General features: G+C 58.1%; 13 protein-coding genes. 7 read left to right on the top strand and 6 right to left on the bottom strand.

Going from position 1 to position 17,217, the window contains the following annotated elements; genetic code table 11:
* The first annotated feature begins 51 nt into the window (after positions 1-51).
* The 4 genes from ACVWXZ_RS01365 to ACVWXZ_RS01350 all read left to right on the top strand — a co-directional run bounded on the left by ACVWXZ_RS01365 (position 52) and on the right by ACVWXZ_RS01350 (position 5,360).
* Positions 52-2,292, top strand: a complete 2,241-nt coding sequence (locus tag ACVWXZ_RS01365; RefSeq protein ID WP_457441329.1) for a WD40 repeat domain-containing serine/threonine-protein kinase — start codon at positions 52-54, stop codon at positions 2,290-2,292.
* Positions 2,293-2,342: 50 nt separating this feature from the next.
* Positions 2,343-3,638 carry an FAD-dependent oxidoreductase gene (locus tag ACVWXZ_RS01360; protein ID WP_457403586.1) on the top strand — a complete coding sequence of 432 codons (1,296 nt, stop codon included), beginning with the start codon at positions 2,343-2,345 and terminating at the stop codon, positions 3,636-3,638.
* A gap of 68 nt (positions 3,639-3,706) precedes the next feature.
* Positions 3,707-4,468 carry a glycerophosphoryl diester phosphodiesterase membrane domain-containing protein gene (locus tag ACVWXZ_RS01355; RefSeq protein WP_457403587.1) on the top strand — a complete coding sequence of 254 codons (762 nt, stop codon included), beginning with the start codon at positions 3,707-3,709 and terminating at the stop codon, positions 4,466-4,468.
* A 97-nt stretch (positions 4,469-4,565) separates the two neighbouring features.
* Entirely contained in the window at positions 4,566-5,360 is a 795-nt protein-coding gene (locus tag ACVWXZ_RS01350; RefSeq protein WP_457482043.1) for a glycerophosphoryl diester phosphodiesterase membrane domain-containing protein, read from the top strand.
* A gap of 58 nt (positions 5,361-5,418) precedes the next feature.
* Here ACVWXZ_RS01350 and mnmA read toward each other — a convergent pair whose 3' ends face one another.
* Positions 5,419-6,525, bottom strand: coding sequence for a tRNA 2-thiouridine(34) synthase MnmA (gene mnmA / locus ACVWXZ_RS01345; RefSeq protein WP_414350891.1), 1,107 nt, complete (start codon positions 6,523-6,525; stop codon positions 5,419-5,421).
* Positions 6,526-6,627: 102 nt separating this feature from the next.
* Positions 6,628-7,377, bottom strand: coding sequence for a HEAT repeat domain-containing protein (locus tag ACVWXZ_RS01340; protein ID WP_414329744.1), 750 nt, complete (start codon positions 7,375-7,377; stop codon positions 6,628-6,630).
* A 226-nt stretch (positions 7,378-7,603) separates the two neighbouring features.
* On the opposite strand from ACVWXZ_RS01340, the gene ACVWXZ_RS01335 reads away from it, so the two are divergent.
* Positions 7,604-8,488: a hypothetical protein gene (locus ACVWXZ_RS01335; protein ID WP_457482042.1), complete on the top strand. Its 885-nt coding sequence runs from the start codon at positions 7,604-7,606 to the stop codon at positions 8,486-8,488.
* A gap of 221 nt (positions 8,489-8,709) precedes the next feature.
* Here ACVWXZ_RS01335 and ACVWXZ_RS01330 read toward each other — a convergent pair whose 3' ends face one another.
* Entirely contained in the window at positions 8,710-9,297 is a 588-nt protein-coding gene (locus ACVWXZ_RS01330) for a hypothetical protein (RefSeq protein WP_414329849.1), read from the bottom strand.
* A gap of 307 nt (positions 9,298-9,604) precedes the next feature.
* Between ACVWXZ_RS01330 and ACVWXZ_RS01325 the strand changes: the two genes are divergently transcribed.
* Positions 9,605-10,546, top strand: a complete 942-nt coding sequence (locus ACVWXZ_RS01325) for a hypothetical protein (protein ID WP_457442968.1) — start codon at positions 9,605-9,607, stop codon at positions 10,544-10,546.
* 47 nt (positions 10,547-10,593) lie between these two features.
* Here the strand turns inward: ACVWXZ_RS01325 and ACVWXZ_RS01320 are convergent, their stop codons facing one another.
* The 3 genes from ACVWXZ_RS01320 to selD form a co-directional block, all read right to left on the bottom strand.
* Positions 10,594-11,730 (bottom strand): ABC transporter permease, encoded by a 1,137-nt coding sequence (locus tag ACVWXZ_RS01320; protein WP_457482041.1) that lies wholly within the window; start codon positions 11,728-11,730, stop codon positions 10,594-10,596.
* Between the two features lie 156 nt (positions 11,731-11,886).
* On the bottom strand, positions 11,887-12,384 hold the full coding sequence (locus ACVWXZ_RS01315) for a hypothetical protein (protein WP_414381897.1): 498 nt from the start codon (positions 12,382-12,384) through the stop codon (positions 11,887-11,889).
* Positions 12,385-12,527: 143 nt separating this feature from the next.
* On the bottom strand, positions 12,528-13,595 hold the full coding sequence (selD, locus tag ACVWXZ_RS01310) for a selenide, water dikinase SelD (protein WP_457403377.1): 1,068 nt from the start codon (positions 13,593-13,595) through the stop codon (positions 12,528-12,530).
* 117 nt (positions 13,596-13,712) lie between these two features.
* On the opposite strand from selD, the gene ACVWXZ_RS01305 reads away from it, so the two are divergent.
* Positions 13,713-17,210, top strand: a complete 3,498-nt coding sequence (locus ACVWXZ_RS01305) for a DNA polymerase III subunit alpha (protein WP_457482040.1) — start codon at positions 13,713-13,715, stop codon at positions 17,208-17,210.
* Positions 17,211-17,217: the final 7 nt, after the last annotated feature.

Raw genomic sequence — 17,217 nt, 5'->3', positions numbered from 1 at the left:
TCACGTCGCTATGGCATGATGGGTCGGAAGGAAAAGGTTCGCACTCTCCCCATGGTAGGGCAGACCCTGGGTGGCCGCTATCAGATCTTGGAAGCACTGGGATCCAGCGGACAAACCTACTTGGCACAGGATAGCCATCATCCTGAGCGGCTTCGGGTGGTGCTCAAACGCTGGCAGGCCGGCCAAAATGCTCCGCACCGCGAACACAGTGAGGACTCCGCCTCGCTACGGCATCTCTTTCAGCAAGAAGTGGCGCTGCGGGAGCACCTGGGATCCCACGAGGGTATCCCCCGCCTGTTGGCCTGCTTTGAGCAAGAGGGGGAGTTTTATTGGGTGGAAGAATGGGTTGAAGGGCCCACCCTGGAACAAGCTCTATTGCTAGGTAACGCAACCGAGAGGGGCCAGCTAACGACTCCGTCCCGCCAAATGCACTGCCATTGGGGGCACGACTGGACAGAGGCTGAGGTACGAGCCTTGTTGCAGGATGTGCTGCAAACCTTGGCCTTCCTGAATGGGGAAGGGGTGAGCTGCTGCAACCTGCAGCCCTCTCGCTTGATCTACCGTCAGGCGGATGGCCGATGGGTGTTGTTGAAGTGGGGGGGTGAGGAACAGGGTCTGGCTTTTTCCGGCTCTGGCTTCGGGAACCCCTATGGCCCCAGGCATTGCAGCGACCTCTATGCTCTTGGGCTGATTGCCCTGCAGGCCCTCTGCGGGATCCCGCCCCAGAAGCTGTTTCGCGACCCGTTGACGGGGGAGTTGCGCTGGCACGATCTGGCCTCTACTAGCGCTCCTTTTGCTGCTTTTCTGGATCGTTTGGTGAGCTGCAACCCACAACAGTGCTTTCCTTCAGCAACAGCAGCTCTGGCCGCTTTGCAGGCTTTGCCCCCCGCCGAGAGCCCCCCTGCCGCCGAACTCCTGTCCCAGCCCAGCCCTGTCGCCGCCGAGCCCTTACAGGAGCCAACCACCCCACCGCGTTCTCCGGTATCGCTGCGGGCGCGTCTCCGGATCCCACCGGTTTGGGCAGGAGGCAGCTTGGCGGCTTTGCTGGCGTTGACGGTGGCAGGGGCCTGGCAGATGAGGGCGAACTTTGGCCTGCGGGGGGAGCCCAAGGATTCTGTCCCCTTCACGAGAACGGGATCCTCTGGCCCGGCAAAGCGCAACGGCCTGGGACTCCGTCCTACTCGCGAGAACGGTTCTCATGCCTCCGTCCCCACCGCCGTCACGGTCGCGGAAGCGTCGCGTAGCGATAACGACCCGGCAGACTGGGCCAAGTCTTTGCAGCTCAAGGCTACGCTGGAAGGCCCTGTCGCCGTCACTGCTCTGGCCATCAGCCCGGATGGAAATCTCCTTGCTGCCGGGGGAGACGACGGCATAATCCGGCTTTGGGATCCCCAGGCTGGCCAACTGCTCCAGAGCTGGGCAGGCCACGAGGGATCCGTTGAGGCACTGGCCATCAGCCCAGATGGTACCTTTTTGGTGAGTGGGGGGGCAGACAAGACGGTACGGGTCTGGGATCTGGCGACCCTGGGGGATCCGGCTCTCTCGCCTGGGGATGTGCTGGCGCGGCTGCAGTTGCAAGGGCACACCGGGTTGATCAACAGTGTCGCCATTAGCCCCGATGGTCGTTGGATTGCCAGTGGCAGCGCCGACCGCACCATCCGCCTTTGGCAGGCCGACAACGGCCAGTTGATCCGCACCCTGGCGCCTCCCACTGCTGCCGCCCAGGAGACCCCTCAGAGGGCTGGCATTACAGCAGTGGCCTTTGGCCCAAGACCTACCCGTATGAATACTTCCCACCAATCTGAAGGGATCCCCCCTTGGATCTTGGTGGCCGCCAATGGAGATCCCACCGTTCACCTTTGGGATCCTGGCAGCGGGGCCTTGCTGGAAACCCTAAAGGCCGACTACCCCATCGAGCAGGTGCTTCTGAGCCCAGATGGCCGCTATTTGCTCGCTGGCAGTACCGGTGGCATCTTGGTCTGGAACTTGGGCACGGGATCCTTGGAGCGCACCTTGCCCCAGACTTTGTCCGGCTTGGCCGCCCTTGCCCTCAGCCCTGATGGCCGCTTGCTCGCCAGCGGCACCGATTACCGCGCTCACCAGATCAAGCTCTGGGATCTGCGCAGCGGAGAACAGTTGCGCACCCTGGGCGGCCAGACTTGGATGGTGAGCGTCTTGCTGTTTGGCCCCGGTCGCGGAAGCGTCGCGCAGCGATATGGGCAGACCCTTCTCAGTGGTGGCGCCGATGGCTCAATTCGCATTTGGGGGCCAGCCGACCCAGCTCAGCCCTAGTGGGATCCAAGCAGATAAAATACTCGACGAAGAAGGGATCCCGGCAGAGCATGGGCAAAGTTGTCATCATTGGGGCGGGGCTGGCCGGCTTGGCTTGCGCCAAAGTGCTGAGCCAGGCGGGGTGGAGGGATGTCCTGGTTCTGGAAAAAAGCGATGGCCCTGGGGGGCGGGTGCGTACCGACAAGGTGGATGGCTTTCGCCTGGATCGCGGCTTTCAGGTGCTGTTCACCGCCTATCCCAAAGTGCGACAGCATTTGGATCTGGGCAAGCTCGATCCCCGTCCCTACCGGCCCGGCGCTATTTTGGCTCAACCCGGTCGCTGCTGGCTGTTGGGGGATCCCCTACGGGATCTGTCCAGCCTTCTCCCCTCTTTGCTCAACCCCTTGGCCAGCTTTGGGGACAAGCTCAAGGTGCTGCAATTGCGATCCGAGCTGGCGCGCCGCAGCCCGGAGCAGGTTTTTCAAGAAGGGCTAGGGGGATCCGATTGCTCGCTGCGGGAGTTTCTGGAGCAGTACGGCTTTTCCCAACAGATCTGCCAGCACTTTTTCTACCCCTTTTTCCGCGGGATCCTTCTAGATCCGGATCTGGGCAGTAGCGCCCGCCTCTTTGCCTTTTATTTCAAGATGATGGCCGAGGGATCCATTGTCACCCCGGCCTTGGGCATGGGAGAACTGGCCCGACAACTGGCCGGTCACCTGTCCCCCGAACAGATTCGCTACCAAACCCCGGTGGAGCGCATCCTGGTCGAGGAAGGGAGAGTGCGCGGGATCCGCACCGCCAAGGGTGAAGAGATCCCTGCCGAGTGGGTAGTTTGTGCTACTGATGCCCCTCAGGCACGGGCCTGGCAGGCGGAGCTGTGCCCTCAAGCCCCCACCCCCATTCCCACCCAGGGGCGAGCGGTGACCTGTCTCTACTTCTGCGCCCCCTTTTCCCTCAGCCGCGGCGCCTACTTGTACCTCAACGCCACCGGCCAGGGCTGGATCAACCATTGGGTCCAACTTACCCGTATCAGCCCGGCGCTGGCTCCTCCTGGCCAACACCTGTATTCGGTGGTGGTGCTAGGGGATCCCCCCTTGAGGGACGAGGAACTGGCCCAAGCCTGCCGGGCCGAGCTGCAAGCTTACTTCCCGAAAGCTCCCCTAGAGCAATTTCGCCTGTTGCGGGTATACCGGATCCCTTTTGCCCAGTTTGTGCAGCCGCCCGGCTTTCAGCAGCATTTGGTTCTCACCTACAGCGGCCTGCCGGGCCTTCTCTGGGCTGGAGAATACACCCACCAGAGCAGCCTCGAGGGATCCCTGCGCAGCGGCGAACAGGCAGCGGCGTGGATTCTCCAAAAATCGGCGTAAAAAATCTGTACAAAGCAATACAGACTTTCTTGAGCCTATTCCCAGCAACAAAGCTGGGATCCCGTGGTATGAAGGGGGTGAACTTGGTCGCCCACGAGGATCCCTCTGTTATGCAGAATGTTACCCTCAACCCCTTCTCCCTTTTGCTGCGCTCGCTGGAACTGGTAGGCCCTATCTATGGGCCGCTGCTGATCCTGGCTTCTCCTGGCTTTGTCATTCTCATCGTCGCGGAGCTGATCCCGCTTGCCGGGGGGATCCTCAACTTGGCCTATGGCCTGATTGGCCTGCCCATCCTGGCAGGGGCAGCCTTTTGGCTGGTGGATCAGCACCTGAAGCGGCAAGCTCCCCTGCTGGGCAACAGCCTCAACCGAGCTGTCTCGAAGGCAGTACCTCTGGTATTCGCCAACATCCTGTTGGTGTTGATTGTCTTGCTTGGGATGCCGCTGCTTGTACTTCCCGGCATCTACTGGGGGGTAAGGCTGGCTTTCGCTCTCTGCGCGATTGTTTTGGAAGACAAAGGAGTCACAGAAGGGTTGGGCTACAGTTGGAACCTTGTCAAGGGTCGCTGGTGGGGAGTGTTTTGGGCACTTCTTATCTTTGGCCTCACGGTGGTTGTGGCATTTCTGGCCGGGATTTACATCTTTGTCTTCACGGTAGTTGTGATTTCGCCTTCCGCTGAGACCTTTTCTGACAGAATCGTGGAAGCTGGAAGCCCTGTGGCTGGGATTGCTGCCATCACGGCAGTCGTGCCTATCCTGAATGTCTACGTCGTGCTCCTGTTCCGATCCCTGCAACAATTGAAGGGGCAGGCGGCCTCCTGTTGGGGATAGCAAAAAGGGTGCTCCCCGTGCCTAGCTTTGAGATGAGAAGGGATCCCTTTTTGGGATTTCGGCTCAACCCAAGATGTCCTAGGTGAGATCCCGTGGTATGAAGGGGGTGGACTGGGCTGCCCACGAGGATCCCTCTGCCATGCAAAGCGCCACCCTTAGCCCGATTCTGCTCTTGCGGCGGTCGTTTGAGTTGGTAGGTCCCATCTACTGGCCGCTGCTGATCCTGACCTCTTCTAGCCATATCGCGTTCTTCGTTGTAGGTCTGACCTCACCTTCCCTCGGGATGATCCTCTCCTTGCTCCTCCTGGCCTGTGTCCTAGTCGGCGCGCCCATCTTGACAGGAGCAGCCTTTTGGCTGGTGGATCAGCACTTGAAGCAGCGAACTCCCTTGCTGGGCAATAGCTTGGATCAGGCTTTCTCTAAGGCAGTGCCTCTGATATTCGGCAGCCTCCTGGTGAATCTGATTTCCTCACTAGGGATGCAGCTGTTTGTGTTTCCCGGCATCTATTGCCGGGTAAGGCTAGCTTTCACCCTCTGCGCAATTGCCCTGGAGGACAAGGGTGCCACAGAAGGGTTGGGCTACAGTTGGAACCTCGTCAGGGGCCGTTGGTGGGGGGTGTTTTGGGCATTCCTGGTCGTGGTTTTGATCTTCGGCATCTCAATCCTGCTTTTGCCTTTTGTTGTGGCGATCTTGGGAGCTACCCTAGCTGCAGTTGTAACTGGGGGTAATACCGACATCATAGGACTTGCGCTTCTGGTTTGGGCGCCTGTGGTAGCTCTCTTAGCAGTTGTGGTCGGGTTTGTCGCTTTCACGGCAGTCACGCCTATCTTCAATGTCTACACGGTGCTCCTGTTCCGATCCCTGCAGCAGCTGCAAGCGCAAGCAGCGTAGTTTGGCTTGCCCTCACCCCCAATCCTTCCCCCCTGGCGAGAGGGAAGTTGCAGTTGGCCTAGGGAGAAGGGCGCTCCAGGATCCCTCCCCCCAGCAGGAGATCCCCGTGGTACCAGACGGCGGCTTGGCCAGGAGTGACCCCAAACTGCGGCTCGGCAAACTGCAGCTTTACCCGCTCTGGCGATTCCGGGATCACCATGGCGGGCACTGGGGGGGTACGGTAGCGCACCTGAACCTCAACAGCCAAGGATGCCGTCGGCGCCGGGATAGAGACCCAGTTGACTTGGCTTACCCACGCTTCAGCCTGGGTAGCCTCCTCCCGTTCCCCCACGACAACGCGGTTCATGGCCGCATCGATGCGCACCACGTAAAGCGGACGGGAAGAGGCAATCCCCAACCCCTTGCGCTGGCCCACCGTGTAGTGGTGGATGCCCTCATGGGATCCCAGCACTCGCCCCTGGGTATCGACGATTTCCCCTGGCCTTTGCCCAAGGTACTGATCCAAAAAGCTCCGCATCGAGCCATAGGTTTCAATCAAGCAGAGATCCTGGCTTTCGGGCTTATCGGCTGTAACCAGCCCGTAGCGGGCAGCCAACTGACGGGTTTGGGCCTTGGTGTACTCGCCCAAGGGGAAGAGGCTATGGGCTAGGTGCTCTTGGCTGAGGTCGTAGAGAAAATAGGACTGATCCTTCTGCCGATCTACCGCCCGCAGGAGTTGGTAACGTCCTAGCTCGGCGTTAAAGCGCACCCGTGCGTAGTGGCCGGTGGCCATCTGCGAGATGCCCAGCTTTTCGCGGGCATAGGCCAGCAGGGGGCCGAACTTCACCGTTTTGTTGCATTGGGAGCAGGGTAGAGGGGTAATGCCCTCCGCGTAGCCGGCTACCAGGTAATCGACAATGTTGGCCTGGAACAGCTCGCGGCTATCCACCACATGGTGCGGGATCCCCAGCTGCTCACAAACAGCTGCCGCATCCACCAAGCCTTCGGTACAGCACTGCCCCTTCCCCCTCATGAGCCAGAGGGTGACCCCCTCCACGGCGTAGCCCTGTTCCTGCAAAAGGGCCGCCACCGTAGAGCTATCCACACCCCCAGAAAGGGCCGCCACAATGCGGGGCCGCGACGGGGATGCAACAGGTGAAACCGATGAGTGGGGGCTGATAACCATTGAGACAAGGGATCCTAGGAAAAGAAAGGCTCAGCCGGAAACAGAGGAAGCCTCTCTCTGGGAATTGGGGAACCCGGAACAAGCTGAGCCGGGATCTTTACTTTAGCCTTCCTCAGAATTGGCTGGCCCGGATCCCTTCTCAGGGGTGGTTTCTGAGATGCCCCTTTGCCGCAAGCGCCGCAGCGAATCCAGAGCCGCCGCCGCAACGCTATCGTGGGGATCCCTGGCCAGGTAGTTGAGAGCAGAAACGCTCTTGGGGGAAGGCAAATTGCCCAAGGCCTGGGCCAGCCGCTGCCGCACCAGCCAGTCTTCTGATTGGGCAAACCGCAGGATGTGATCCAAGGCCCGCGGATCCCCCAATTCTCCCAAAGCCGCAATGGCCGCTTGCTGCAGCAACACCTCCGGCCCATCCAAGGCTCGCAGAAGCACCTCGTAAGCCCGCGGATCCTTCAAGTTCCCCAAGGCCACCGCGGCACTGAAGCGCACCAGCCATTCTACATCCTCGTAGAAAGCACGCACTAAAGCTTCAAAAGCCCGCGGATCTTCCAAGTAGCCCAGGGCACCTGCCGCGTCGGCGCGAATGCCATAATCCGGGTCTTGGGTGAGGATTTCCAGCAATTTGGGCAGACAGGCGTCCGTTTGCTTGATCCCCAGGGCAAAGACGGCAAAAGAGCGCACCTGCAGGTTCTCATCGTCGATGACCTGCAAAATCAGCGGCACCGCCTGCTCTGCCGGCACATCCCGCAACTGGGCCAAGGCCACCATCCGGTCTGCAGAACGCGGGCTGCGCAAGCGTTGAGCGATCTCCTGTAAACGGGCGGGGTTGGCGGGATCCAAAGCAGAGACAGTCATGGCGTTAACAAATATTTACAATCTTTCTTCAGTATGGCAAACGAGGCTGCGCTTGGACAGAGGCCGTCTTTGTCTGGCCCGGTCGGGATCTCTGGGGACATGGTGCCACTGTTTCGATCGACAAATCCTAGCACTGTTGTCGAGAAAAGCAGGTTGACTTGGCCCCATCACGAAGATTTTGGATATTTTGGTGGAGAGGATACGAGGCTCTCTCCCGGTGGTCTCTATGCTGAAATCGCTGCCTGCTCGCCCATTGTCCTGCTTTCTTGTAGCCGGCCTGCTGTTGGCAGGGGGCGTTGCGTTTTTGGCCCCCCGTTGGTTCCCGGCTCTGGCCAACGAACAGGCTGTTCCTGAGGCCGAACTGGCGCTTCGGCCCCTCTTGCCTCCGGGATCCCGGATCCTCAGCTCGCGGCGATTGAGCGACACAGAAGCGGAAATTTGGGTGGAGTCTCGGGGGGGAACCAGCCCTGTGATCATGCGGCTGAATGCTGCAGGGACTTGGGAACAGGATATGAGCGCCACCTTGGCCCGCGGAGCCAGCCAGATGCAAGCTCTCGCCCGGCAACAAACGGTGAACTTGCCTGCCGGCTTTGGCCAGACCGCCCCCGATCAACCCCCGCCGCCGGTGCCCTCCCTTCTGCAGGTTACCCAAGCTGCCTCTAGCCTGATCCCGCCAGTGGATCGAGAGCAGGAAACCCAGCGGGCCTTGAGTGGGGCTGGCCGTGTGGATCCCTTTGTGCCTCAAAACGTGCGTGCTCCTGAACCGCAGATTGTCCTGCCGCCCCTGCCTCCACCTCCGGTTTTGCCCCCTCCTGGCAGCGGCAATGGCGCCCCTGTAGCCGTGGCCACCCCGATCCCAACGCCTACCCCTGACCCAGCTGCGTTTGCCCGCAGTGTACAGGTTTCCGGGATGATACAGATTGGCGGCGAGTCCTTTGCTCTGGTTTCTGGCCCAGGTGTTATTCCCTCTGTGGTGCAGGCCGGTCAAAACTATCAAACTGCCAAGGTGGCCGGAGTGTCAGTGCCAGAGCGACGGGTTGTGCTCTCGGAAGGGGGAGAAACGGTCGTGAAGCAAATGGAAGACACCAGCGTGATTGTAGGTGCGCCCTAGCTTCAGCAGCAGCAAGACACCGACGGTAGAACGGGCTTATTCCAAGTAGCAGCCAACTAGCAGTAAAACAGTTGGCTGGCTTGATTCCCAACTCCCCCTTCCAGAGGGGCCGGGGGCAAGGGTCAGAGGCTACTTGAACGGGCTCGGAACAACCCTAGTTGGAAGATAGGAGTTGCCAGATCTCCAGATCCCGAGATCTTGGCGGCAAGGCCGAGAAGACTTCAAAAGCGGGGTTCGCTGCTGAGGCGGGAGGGCTGCTGTTTTAGGTAGCGCAAAAACTCCCGCAGCTCGGCGTCGCTGAGTTGGTGGCGAGATTTCTTCTGAAAGCGACGTTCCAAAAACTCTTGTCCTTCCTTGCGGCCCCAGCCAATGCGCTGCATCTCCACATCCGTTTGGGCAATGATGTCCGATAGGTCATCCCCATAGGCCGCCGGCTCACTTAGACCGGGCAGCTCTGGGGAACTTGGCTTTGCAGGGATCCCTATCGACTCGGGGGCTGGAGAAGCAGGGGAAGACTGAGCGTGTCCGTTGGCCAACTCAGGAGTTGGCAGATAAGGCACCCTGGCGGCAGCAGAATCCATGCCCAAACTCAAAGAGGAAGTGGGGCGACCAAATCCTGCGTGGTGGAGGGCGCGCTTCAAGGCAGCATCTTCCGCCTCTTCGACGGTGTTCGAGCCAGCCATGCCACTGCCCAAAACCGTGTTGTTCACCACCACCTGGGCTCTGACGATGTAGATCCCTTCTTCCACCCGCAACAGATCGGTGAGCAAACTGCCCATAGGGTACCGCTCTCGAAAGTCTTGGATCATGTTGGTGTCAGAACCTGTTGCTGCTGAAGCTCTGACTACAAGCTAGCCCGAAAGTTAACTTGGCATCCAGATCTCAATCCAATCCCACCCTCAATATCGACATTGAATTGATATAAAGCGAGAGATCTCAACAAGAGGGAGCTGTCCGAGCAGATAATATCCCGGCTGGTGAGGGTATGCTATGGCCAAGGAATCCAGTTATATTAAGCAAGCGTCAACCCACGTGGCTGGCTTGGAAAACCTGAATTATCAGCAGCTCAGCCTTGACTCTTAGCTCTATTGTCGGCGCCAAGACAGATGGGGGACTATGGCCAGCGATACCATCGGGGTCAGCTCAGCGAGTTTGGGACGGGCAGCCATTCGAGAGCGCAACTACGGCACTGCTTTGCAGTTGCTCCGGCGAGCTTATCGTGCGGATCCCAGCCCAGAGAATGCCCGTTGGCTGGCCACCGCCTACGAGGAGGCGGGTTACCTTCAATTGGCCGCTCTGTACCGAGAATTGGCCCAAGAGCGCAGGGAGACTCCCAAAGCGATTCAATTTCAGGCCCCCAAACCTCCCGGCACCCTTGAGGAGCTGAAGCAGCCATCTCCTGAACCGCCGGATCGCAAGACCATTCCCTTGCCGCAGCCGATCCCACGCCCAACCCCACCCGCATCTCCTCCGGATCAGCCAATTTGGGTTTACAAGCCCACCCCCATCGATCCCAAAAGTATCAGCCGCCAAGCGCCCCTTCGACCTCAAGCTGCAGAGCCTGCCCCTTCCCCTCAACCATCGGCGGAGAGGGACGACTATCTGCCGGTTCAGCACGCCCCGGATTTGAAAAACCCGCAGCAGGGATCCCCCTTTGTGCGGCGACTGAACCAACTGCATCGCCAGTTTAAGGATCAGCCCACAGCGGAACTGGCGCTACAACTGGCGGAAGCCTACGACGAGCAAAAGAACTTTAAAGAGGCCCAGCGCTACTACCGAGAGGTTTTGGATCTGGATGACTCTTGGCTGTTACGACCGATGGTGCAAGAGCGCCTAGAAGAGCTGCGGCAACTGCAGGAGCCAACAGCCGAACAGAATCCTTGGGCAGATCTCTCAGCCCAAAACTTGCTCAAGCTAGGACAAAAGTTGGAACAGGAAGGGGAAGTGGCTCGTGCCGAGCAAGTTTACCGGCAGATCCTGAAAATGGATGCCACCCTGGATGTCCATGCTAAGGCTCGCAAGGGTCTAAACCGGCTCTATCCCGACGGAAAGCGGTGATTTGCAGGCCACTCCATTCCCCTCACTCGGCGCAATGGGGAAGCAGCTCACCCTTCCCGAGGATCGAGGGCGTCCCGCAAACCATCCCCCAGCAGGTTAAAGGATAGAGAGGTCAGCACCACCATCAAAGTGGGGGCCAGCACCAGCCAGGGCTGTAGGATGATCACCGAAGCGTTGGTGGCCAGCGAGAGCATGTTGCCCCAAGAGGCATCCGGCTGTTGGATCCCCAACCCGATGAGGCTCAGCACCGACTCTGCCGCAATGTAGCCGGGCACCGCCAAGGTTGCCGAGATCACCACATAAGTGGCTGTCTGGGGCAAAATATGCCGCACCAGCAGATACAGGGATCCCGCCCCGGCTACCCGCGCTGCCTGCACAAAGTCCCGCTCTCGCAAGGACAGCACCTGCCCACGAATCACCCTGGCTAGGCCCGCCCAACCCACAAAAGAGAGGATCACCACAATCACCAAGAAGCGCTCGGCATTGCTGAAAGGCACCCCGGTCAGCGGATTCACCTGCAACACCGCTGCCAGCGACACCAGCAGATACAGCGTCGGAATCGACATCAACACCTCGGCCAAGCGCATCAGGAGCGTATCCACCCAGCCCCCAAGGTAGCCGGATATGGCCCCCACCAGCAGACCAATGGGGAAAGAGATGCCAATGCCCACCAAGCCGATAAACAGGCTGACGCGCCCGCCATAGACCAAGCGACTGAAATAGTCCCGACCTTGATCATCTGTGCCCAGCAGGTGCAGCCGTGCCAGAGGTGGCTCTTCGCTGATTTGCGATCCCACTTGTCCTGCTTCTGCAACAGGCCGCAGCGGGACGGTGCCGAACAGATGCCGATTGGAGGGGATCAACCCCAACCAACGGTAGGGAGTACCGGCCACAAACAAGCGGATCCCGGCTGGACGGCTGGTATCCACCAAGAGCGGGCGTTCTCCCGTTTCCAGATCCACTGGCCCCTGGCGGGTTGGATAAACGTGGGGCCCAATCCAAGCGCCCGATTCATCCCAAAAGTGAATGGCGGTGGGCGGCAGAAGGGATCCCCCCGGTTGAGATTCCAGTGGGCTGTAGGGGGCAACGAACTCGGCAAAAATGGCGCAGGCGTAGAAAACAAGAAGAATGTAGGCTCCTGCTTGGGCCCATCGATTGCGGCGAAGCCGTTTCCACCACTGCATAAGGCAGAGATTCCAGTCGAGTCCAGTTGAACCAAATGCCAACGCAAATTGGCTTTCAGTGTAGCTGATCGTGTCTTGTTCCAGTTGCAGAGAGGGCTGCAAGGTGTCACCGATTCATGCTGGCAGGACGAGTCCCTTCCCCAGTCCAAGACAAGCTCAGCCTGCCAAGGAATAGCTGGGGCTGTAGAGGGCCGTCATCTCCATCCGCACCGCAGCAATCGTCTGGGGCAGCACCCCCACCAGCCGCGCCAAAATGTCATCTGGCAATTGGCTAACCAAATCCGCAGAGAAAAATTCCTCTAAGCTAAAGAGCAAAACCCGCGCCCGTTGCGCCGGCAAAGGATTATCGGTGATTTGCTGCAGCCAACGCATCCAGTGCAGCCGCTTGGCATAGGCATTTTGCCGCTCTTGGTGGTCTTGCGGATGCAGCAAAACCACATCCCCAATGGGGACAACGCCGCCGGACTCCACATCCAATGGCCCCCCAACAGCAGCACCCGGCCCGGCAAACTCAGCATGAAACGTCTTGCAGATGATCAGGGCGTTGTGCCGCTGGGGATCCACCATCAGCAATTGCCCACTGCTGAGGGTTCGAATCAGCTGGCCAGGCTCAACTCGCTGAACCAGACTACGGCTGGGGGGAAGCTCGCTCATAGATCTCAGGATATCCTAACCTTCCCTTGCCTCACATGGTATCTTTAACTTTCTCAGAGCTGCTTGACGCAATCTTCATACTGAGCCCTCTATCGAGACTTTGCATGAGACTTTGCATGGTGAGTATTGCCAGAGGGTCTTCTTCAGGCTGCCGCTGGGCTGAGGCTGATCTTGCCGGTAACATGGATTCTGGTGTCTCCAGCTTGGCAGCGGCCAATGCGACGGGCGTAGGGGTAGCCGGCACTGTGCAGCTCTTGCAAGAGGTCTGAGGTGTAGCCGGGATCCACCGCCACCAGCAAGCCCCCGCTGGTTTGGGGATCTGCCAGCAGCAGTTGCTGCCACTCGGGCAGGGATTCTGCCTGTACCCCCTCATAGCCCTGCCAATTGCGACGAGCCGCCCCTGGGAAGATCCCCGCCTCTGCCAGCGAGAGCGCTTCTGCCAAAAACGGAATGGAAGCCAGATCCAAACTGGCCCCCACCCCCGAGCCGCGACAGACTTCCAGCAAGTGTCCCACCAGGCCAAACCCTGTTACATCCGTCATGGCGTGAACTTGCGGTCGCTGGGCCAGTTGCGAGCCGATGCGATTCAGCTGGGTCATCACCTGCAAAACTTCCGCGTAGCCTGCCGCACTGAGCTGACCCTTTTTCAGAGCGGTGGTCATCACCCCGATCCCCAGCGGCTTGGTCAGGATCAGATCGTCCCCGGCTTGGGCCGTGGCATTGCGGCGAATGTGGTGTGGATGGGCCAAACCTGCTGCCACCAAGCCGAAGATGGGCTCCGGCGAATCGATGGAGTGCCCCCCTGCCAAAGGGATCCCGGCTTCTTGGCAAACCTGGATCCCTCCGGCCATGATCCCTTGGATGGCCTGCATCGGCAGGGTATTGACCGGCATGCCCAAAACTGCCAAAGCCAGAATGGGAGTGCCCCCCATCGCGTAGACATCGGAAAGGGCATTGGTCGCCGCGATCCGACCAAAATCCACCGGCTCATCCACAATCGGCATGAAGAAGTCGGTGGTCAAAATTAGGGCTTGGTGGTCGCTTATTTGATAGACAGCCGCATCATCGCTGGTTTCAGCTCCCACCAACAAAGCCGGATTTGGGGATAGCAGGGGCACATCCTTAAGAATTTGTTGCAGCAGGGCCGGGGCAATTTTACAGCCGCAGCCACCGCCGTGGGAGTACTGGGTGAGGCGAATGGGAGCATCCATAGATTCAAGAAAAGGGAAAAAACATCAGCTGACTTTACTGTAGCGGCATCTGCAGGCAGTCGAGAAATGGACACGCTGAGTTAAGGTTAAAGGGATCCCACTATCCATAGCGTTGCCATGTCTTTTGTTCCTTTGCATCTCCACAGCGAATACAGCCTCTTGGATGGCGCCAGCCAATTGCCGCGTCTGATCGAGCAGGTGGTGGCTATGGGTTTGCCGGGGCTGGCCCTGACGGATCACGGTGTCATGTATGGGGCGTTAGAGCTAGTGAAACTGTGTAAAAGCAAAGGGATTACTCCAATCATCGGCAATGAAATGTATGTAATCAACGGCGATATCCGCGACAAAAGCCGCAAGTACCCCAAGTATCACCAAGTGGTTCTGGCCAAAAATACCCAGGGCTACAAAAACTTAGTGAAGCTAACCACCATTTCCCATCTAAATGGCATTCAAGGGAAAGGGATTTTCTCTCGCCCCTGCATCAACAAAGAGTATTTGGTGCAATACAAAGAAGGGCTGATCGTCACCAGCGGCTGCTTGGCAGGAGAAGTGCCTCAAGCTATTTTGCAGCGGCGGCCAGAAATTGCCCGTGAAGTTGCCGCTTGGTACCAAGAGCAGTTTGGGGATGATTATTACATCGAGATTCAGGATCACGGTTATCAAGAAGATCGCTTTGTCAATGTGCAGTTGGTGCGCATCGCCCGCGAATTGGGGATCCCGATCATCCTCACCAACGATAGCCATTTTATTTCCTGCTGGGATGTAGAGGCCCACGATGCGCTGCTCTGCATTCAAACAGGCAAATCCCTTACTGAAAAAAATCGCCTTCGCTACACCGGAACCGAATACCTGAAAAGCCCAGAAGAGATGCGCCGTCTCTGCCGTGACCATTTGGAACAGGAGGTGATTGACGAGGCCATCGCCAACACCCTGAAGGTGCTGGAAAAGATCGAGGGCTATGACCTATTTGGGGAAATGCGCATGCCCGACTACCCGGTTCCACCGGGCCATTCTGCCGATAGCTATCTCACAGAATTGGCCTGGCAGGGGCTGGCGAAGCGCTGCGGTGTTGCTCAGCCGGATCAGATCCCCCAAAACTACCAGGAGCGCCTGCGCTTTGAGCTGAACATCATCCAACAAAAGGGCTTCTCCAGCTATTTCCTGGTGGTCTGGGACTACGTTCGCTATGCCCGCGAGCAGGGGATCCCGGTGGGGCCGGGGCGAGGCTCGGCAGCAGGATCCCTGGTGGCCTATGCCCTACAAATTACCAACATTGACCCGGTTAAATACGGCCTACTGTTTGAGCGATTTCTCAATCCAGAACGTCAATCGATGCCGGATATCGATACGGATTTTTGCATCGAGCGGCGGGGAGAGCTGATCGACTATGTGACCCGCAAATACGGCCAAGAGCGAGTCGCCCAGATCATCACCTTTAACCGCATGACCTCTAAAGCCATTCTCAAGGATGTCGGTCGAGTCTTAGACATTCCCTACTCAGAAGCCGACAAAATGGCAAAATTGATCCCGGTATCCCGAGGCAAGCCCGCAAAATTGGAAGAGATGATTGGCGAGGATACTCCGGCTCCAGAGTTCAAAGAAAAATACGAGAAAGACCCAACCACCCACCGCTGGATCGAGCTGGCACGTTTGTTGGAGGGCACCAACAAAACCTTCGGGGTTCACGCTGCCGGTGTGGTGATTGCTAAGGATCCCTTAGATGAGATCGTGCCTCTGCAGTACAACAATGAAGGCCAAATTATCACCCAGTACTCGATGGAAGATATCGAGTCTTTGGGCTTGCTGAAGATGGACTTTTTGGGTCTGCGCAACCTGACGATGATTCAGCGGGCAGTGGAACTGATCCGAGAACACAATGGCGTCAATATAGATCTGGATAACCTACCCCTAGACGACAAGAAAACCTACCAGCTTTTGGAAAAGGGAGAGCTGGAAGGGATCTTCCAACTGGAATCTTCTGGCATGAAGCAGGTGGTGCGGGAGCTCAAACCTTCCAACCTGGAAGATATTTCTTCAGTATTGGCCTTGTACCGGCCAGGCCCATTGGATACGGGAATGATCCCCGACTTTATCGATCGCAAGCACGGTCGCAAACCGGTAACCTATGCCCACGAACTCCTCAAGCCCATTCTTCAGGATACCTACGGAGCCATCCTCTACCAGGAACAGATCATGCGCATTGCCCAAGACATGGCCGGATACACCTTAGGCCAAGCCGATCTGCTGCGGCGAGCGATGGGGAAAAAGAAAGTCTCCGAGATGGAGAAACACCGCGAGCAATTTGTGCAGGGGGCAGCTAAGCGGGGTGTAAGCCAAGAAGTTGCCACAGAATTGTTTGATCAAATGGTTGCTTTTGCCGAGTATTGCTTCAATAAATCGCATTCTACTGCCTATGGGTTGATTACTTTTCAAACAGCTTACCTCAAGGCCAATTACCCAACGGAATATATGGCAGCCTTGCTCTCTTCTGTGGGGGGAGATCAGGACAAGGTACAGCGCTACATTACCTATTGCTTGTCAATTGGGATCCAAATTCAGCCGCCGGATATCAACCGTTCTGGAATGGACTTTACTCCCCAGGGATCCAGCATTTTGTTTGGTCTGGGGGCAGTGAAGAATGTAGGGGAGGGGGCCATTCAAAACATTTTGGCTGCCCGTCAAGCTGATGGCCCCTTCACCTCTCTGGCGGATTTTTGCCAGCGGGTGGATCTGCGCATTGTTAACCGTCGTGCCCTGGAGGCCCTGATTTGTGCGGGCGCTTTTGATTGTATTTCTGGAAATCGTAAACAACTAATTGCCGATTTGGATCCCATCCTCAGTTGGGCAGCGCAGCGAGCCAAGTCCAAAGCCATCGGCCAAGCCAGCTTGTTCGATCTACTGGAGAGCAATAGCAGCGCCGGCAATGGATTTGTGGAGGCTCCGCGTGGGCCGGCTACTGAAGATTTTCCACCTCAGGAAAAGTTGAGGCTGGAACGGGAGCTGCTGGGGTTTTATGTCTCGGATCATCCGCTGCGGCGCATTCAGGAGCAAGCGCGGCTGCTGGCCCCTGTAAACCTAGCTGACTTGGGCGGCTGCGCAGCCGATGCCTCTGTGGGCGTTCTCGCCCTGGTGACTGCCATTAAAAATGTCACAACCAAGAAAGGGGATCGCATGGCCATTTTGCAACTGGAAGATCTCACCGGCAGTTGTGAAGCGGTGATCTTTCCCAAAACCTACGAACGTTTGCGAGGTCGCCTGGAGGTGGATCAACGGCTGTGGGTCTGGGCCAAAGTGGATCAGCGGGATGAACAGGTGCAACTGATTGTGGAAGATTTACAACCGATTGAATCTGTTAGTTGGGTAACGGTGGAGATCCCTCTCGACTCTGCTGGGACACTGGAGGATCGATACCGTTTACAGACGCTAATCGCTCGCCAACGCTCGGAAATTAAAGAAGAAAATCGCATTCCTGTCGTGGCTGCCATCACCGCCCATCCCCATACCCTTTGGGTGAGAATGGGATCCCAATTTTGGGTTAACAATGCCCAAGCCGCCGTTGAAGCCCTGCGTCAAGCCGGCTACACCGCCCGCAGCGAATCGCTGCTCTCTCCATAGGCATGGC

It is taken from the genome of Thermostichus sp. MS-CIW-38 (assembly GCF_054058415.1).
Note: the sequence above shows the minus strand (reverse complement) of the source record. Positions and strands in the feature narration are given on the sequence as shown.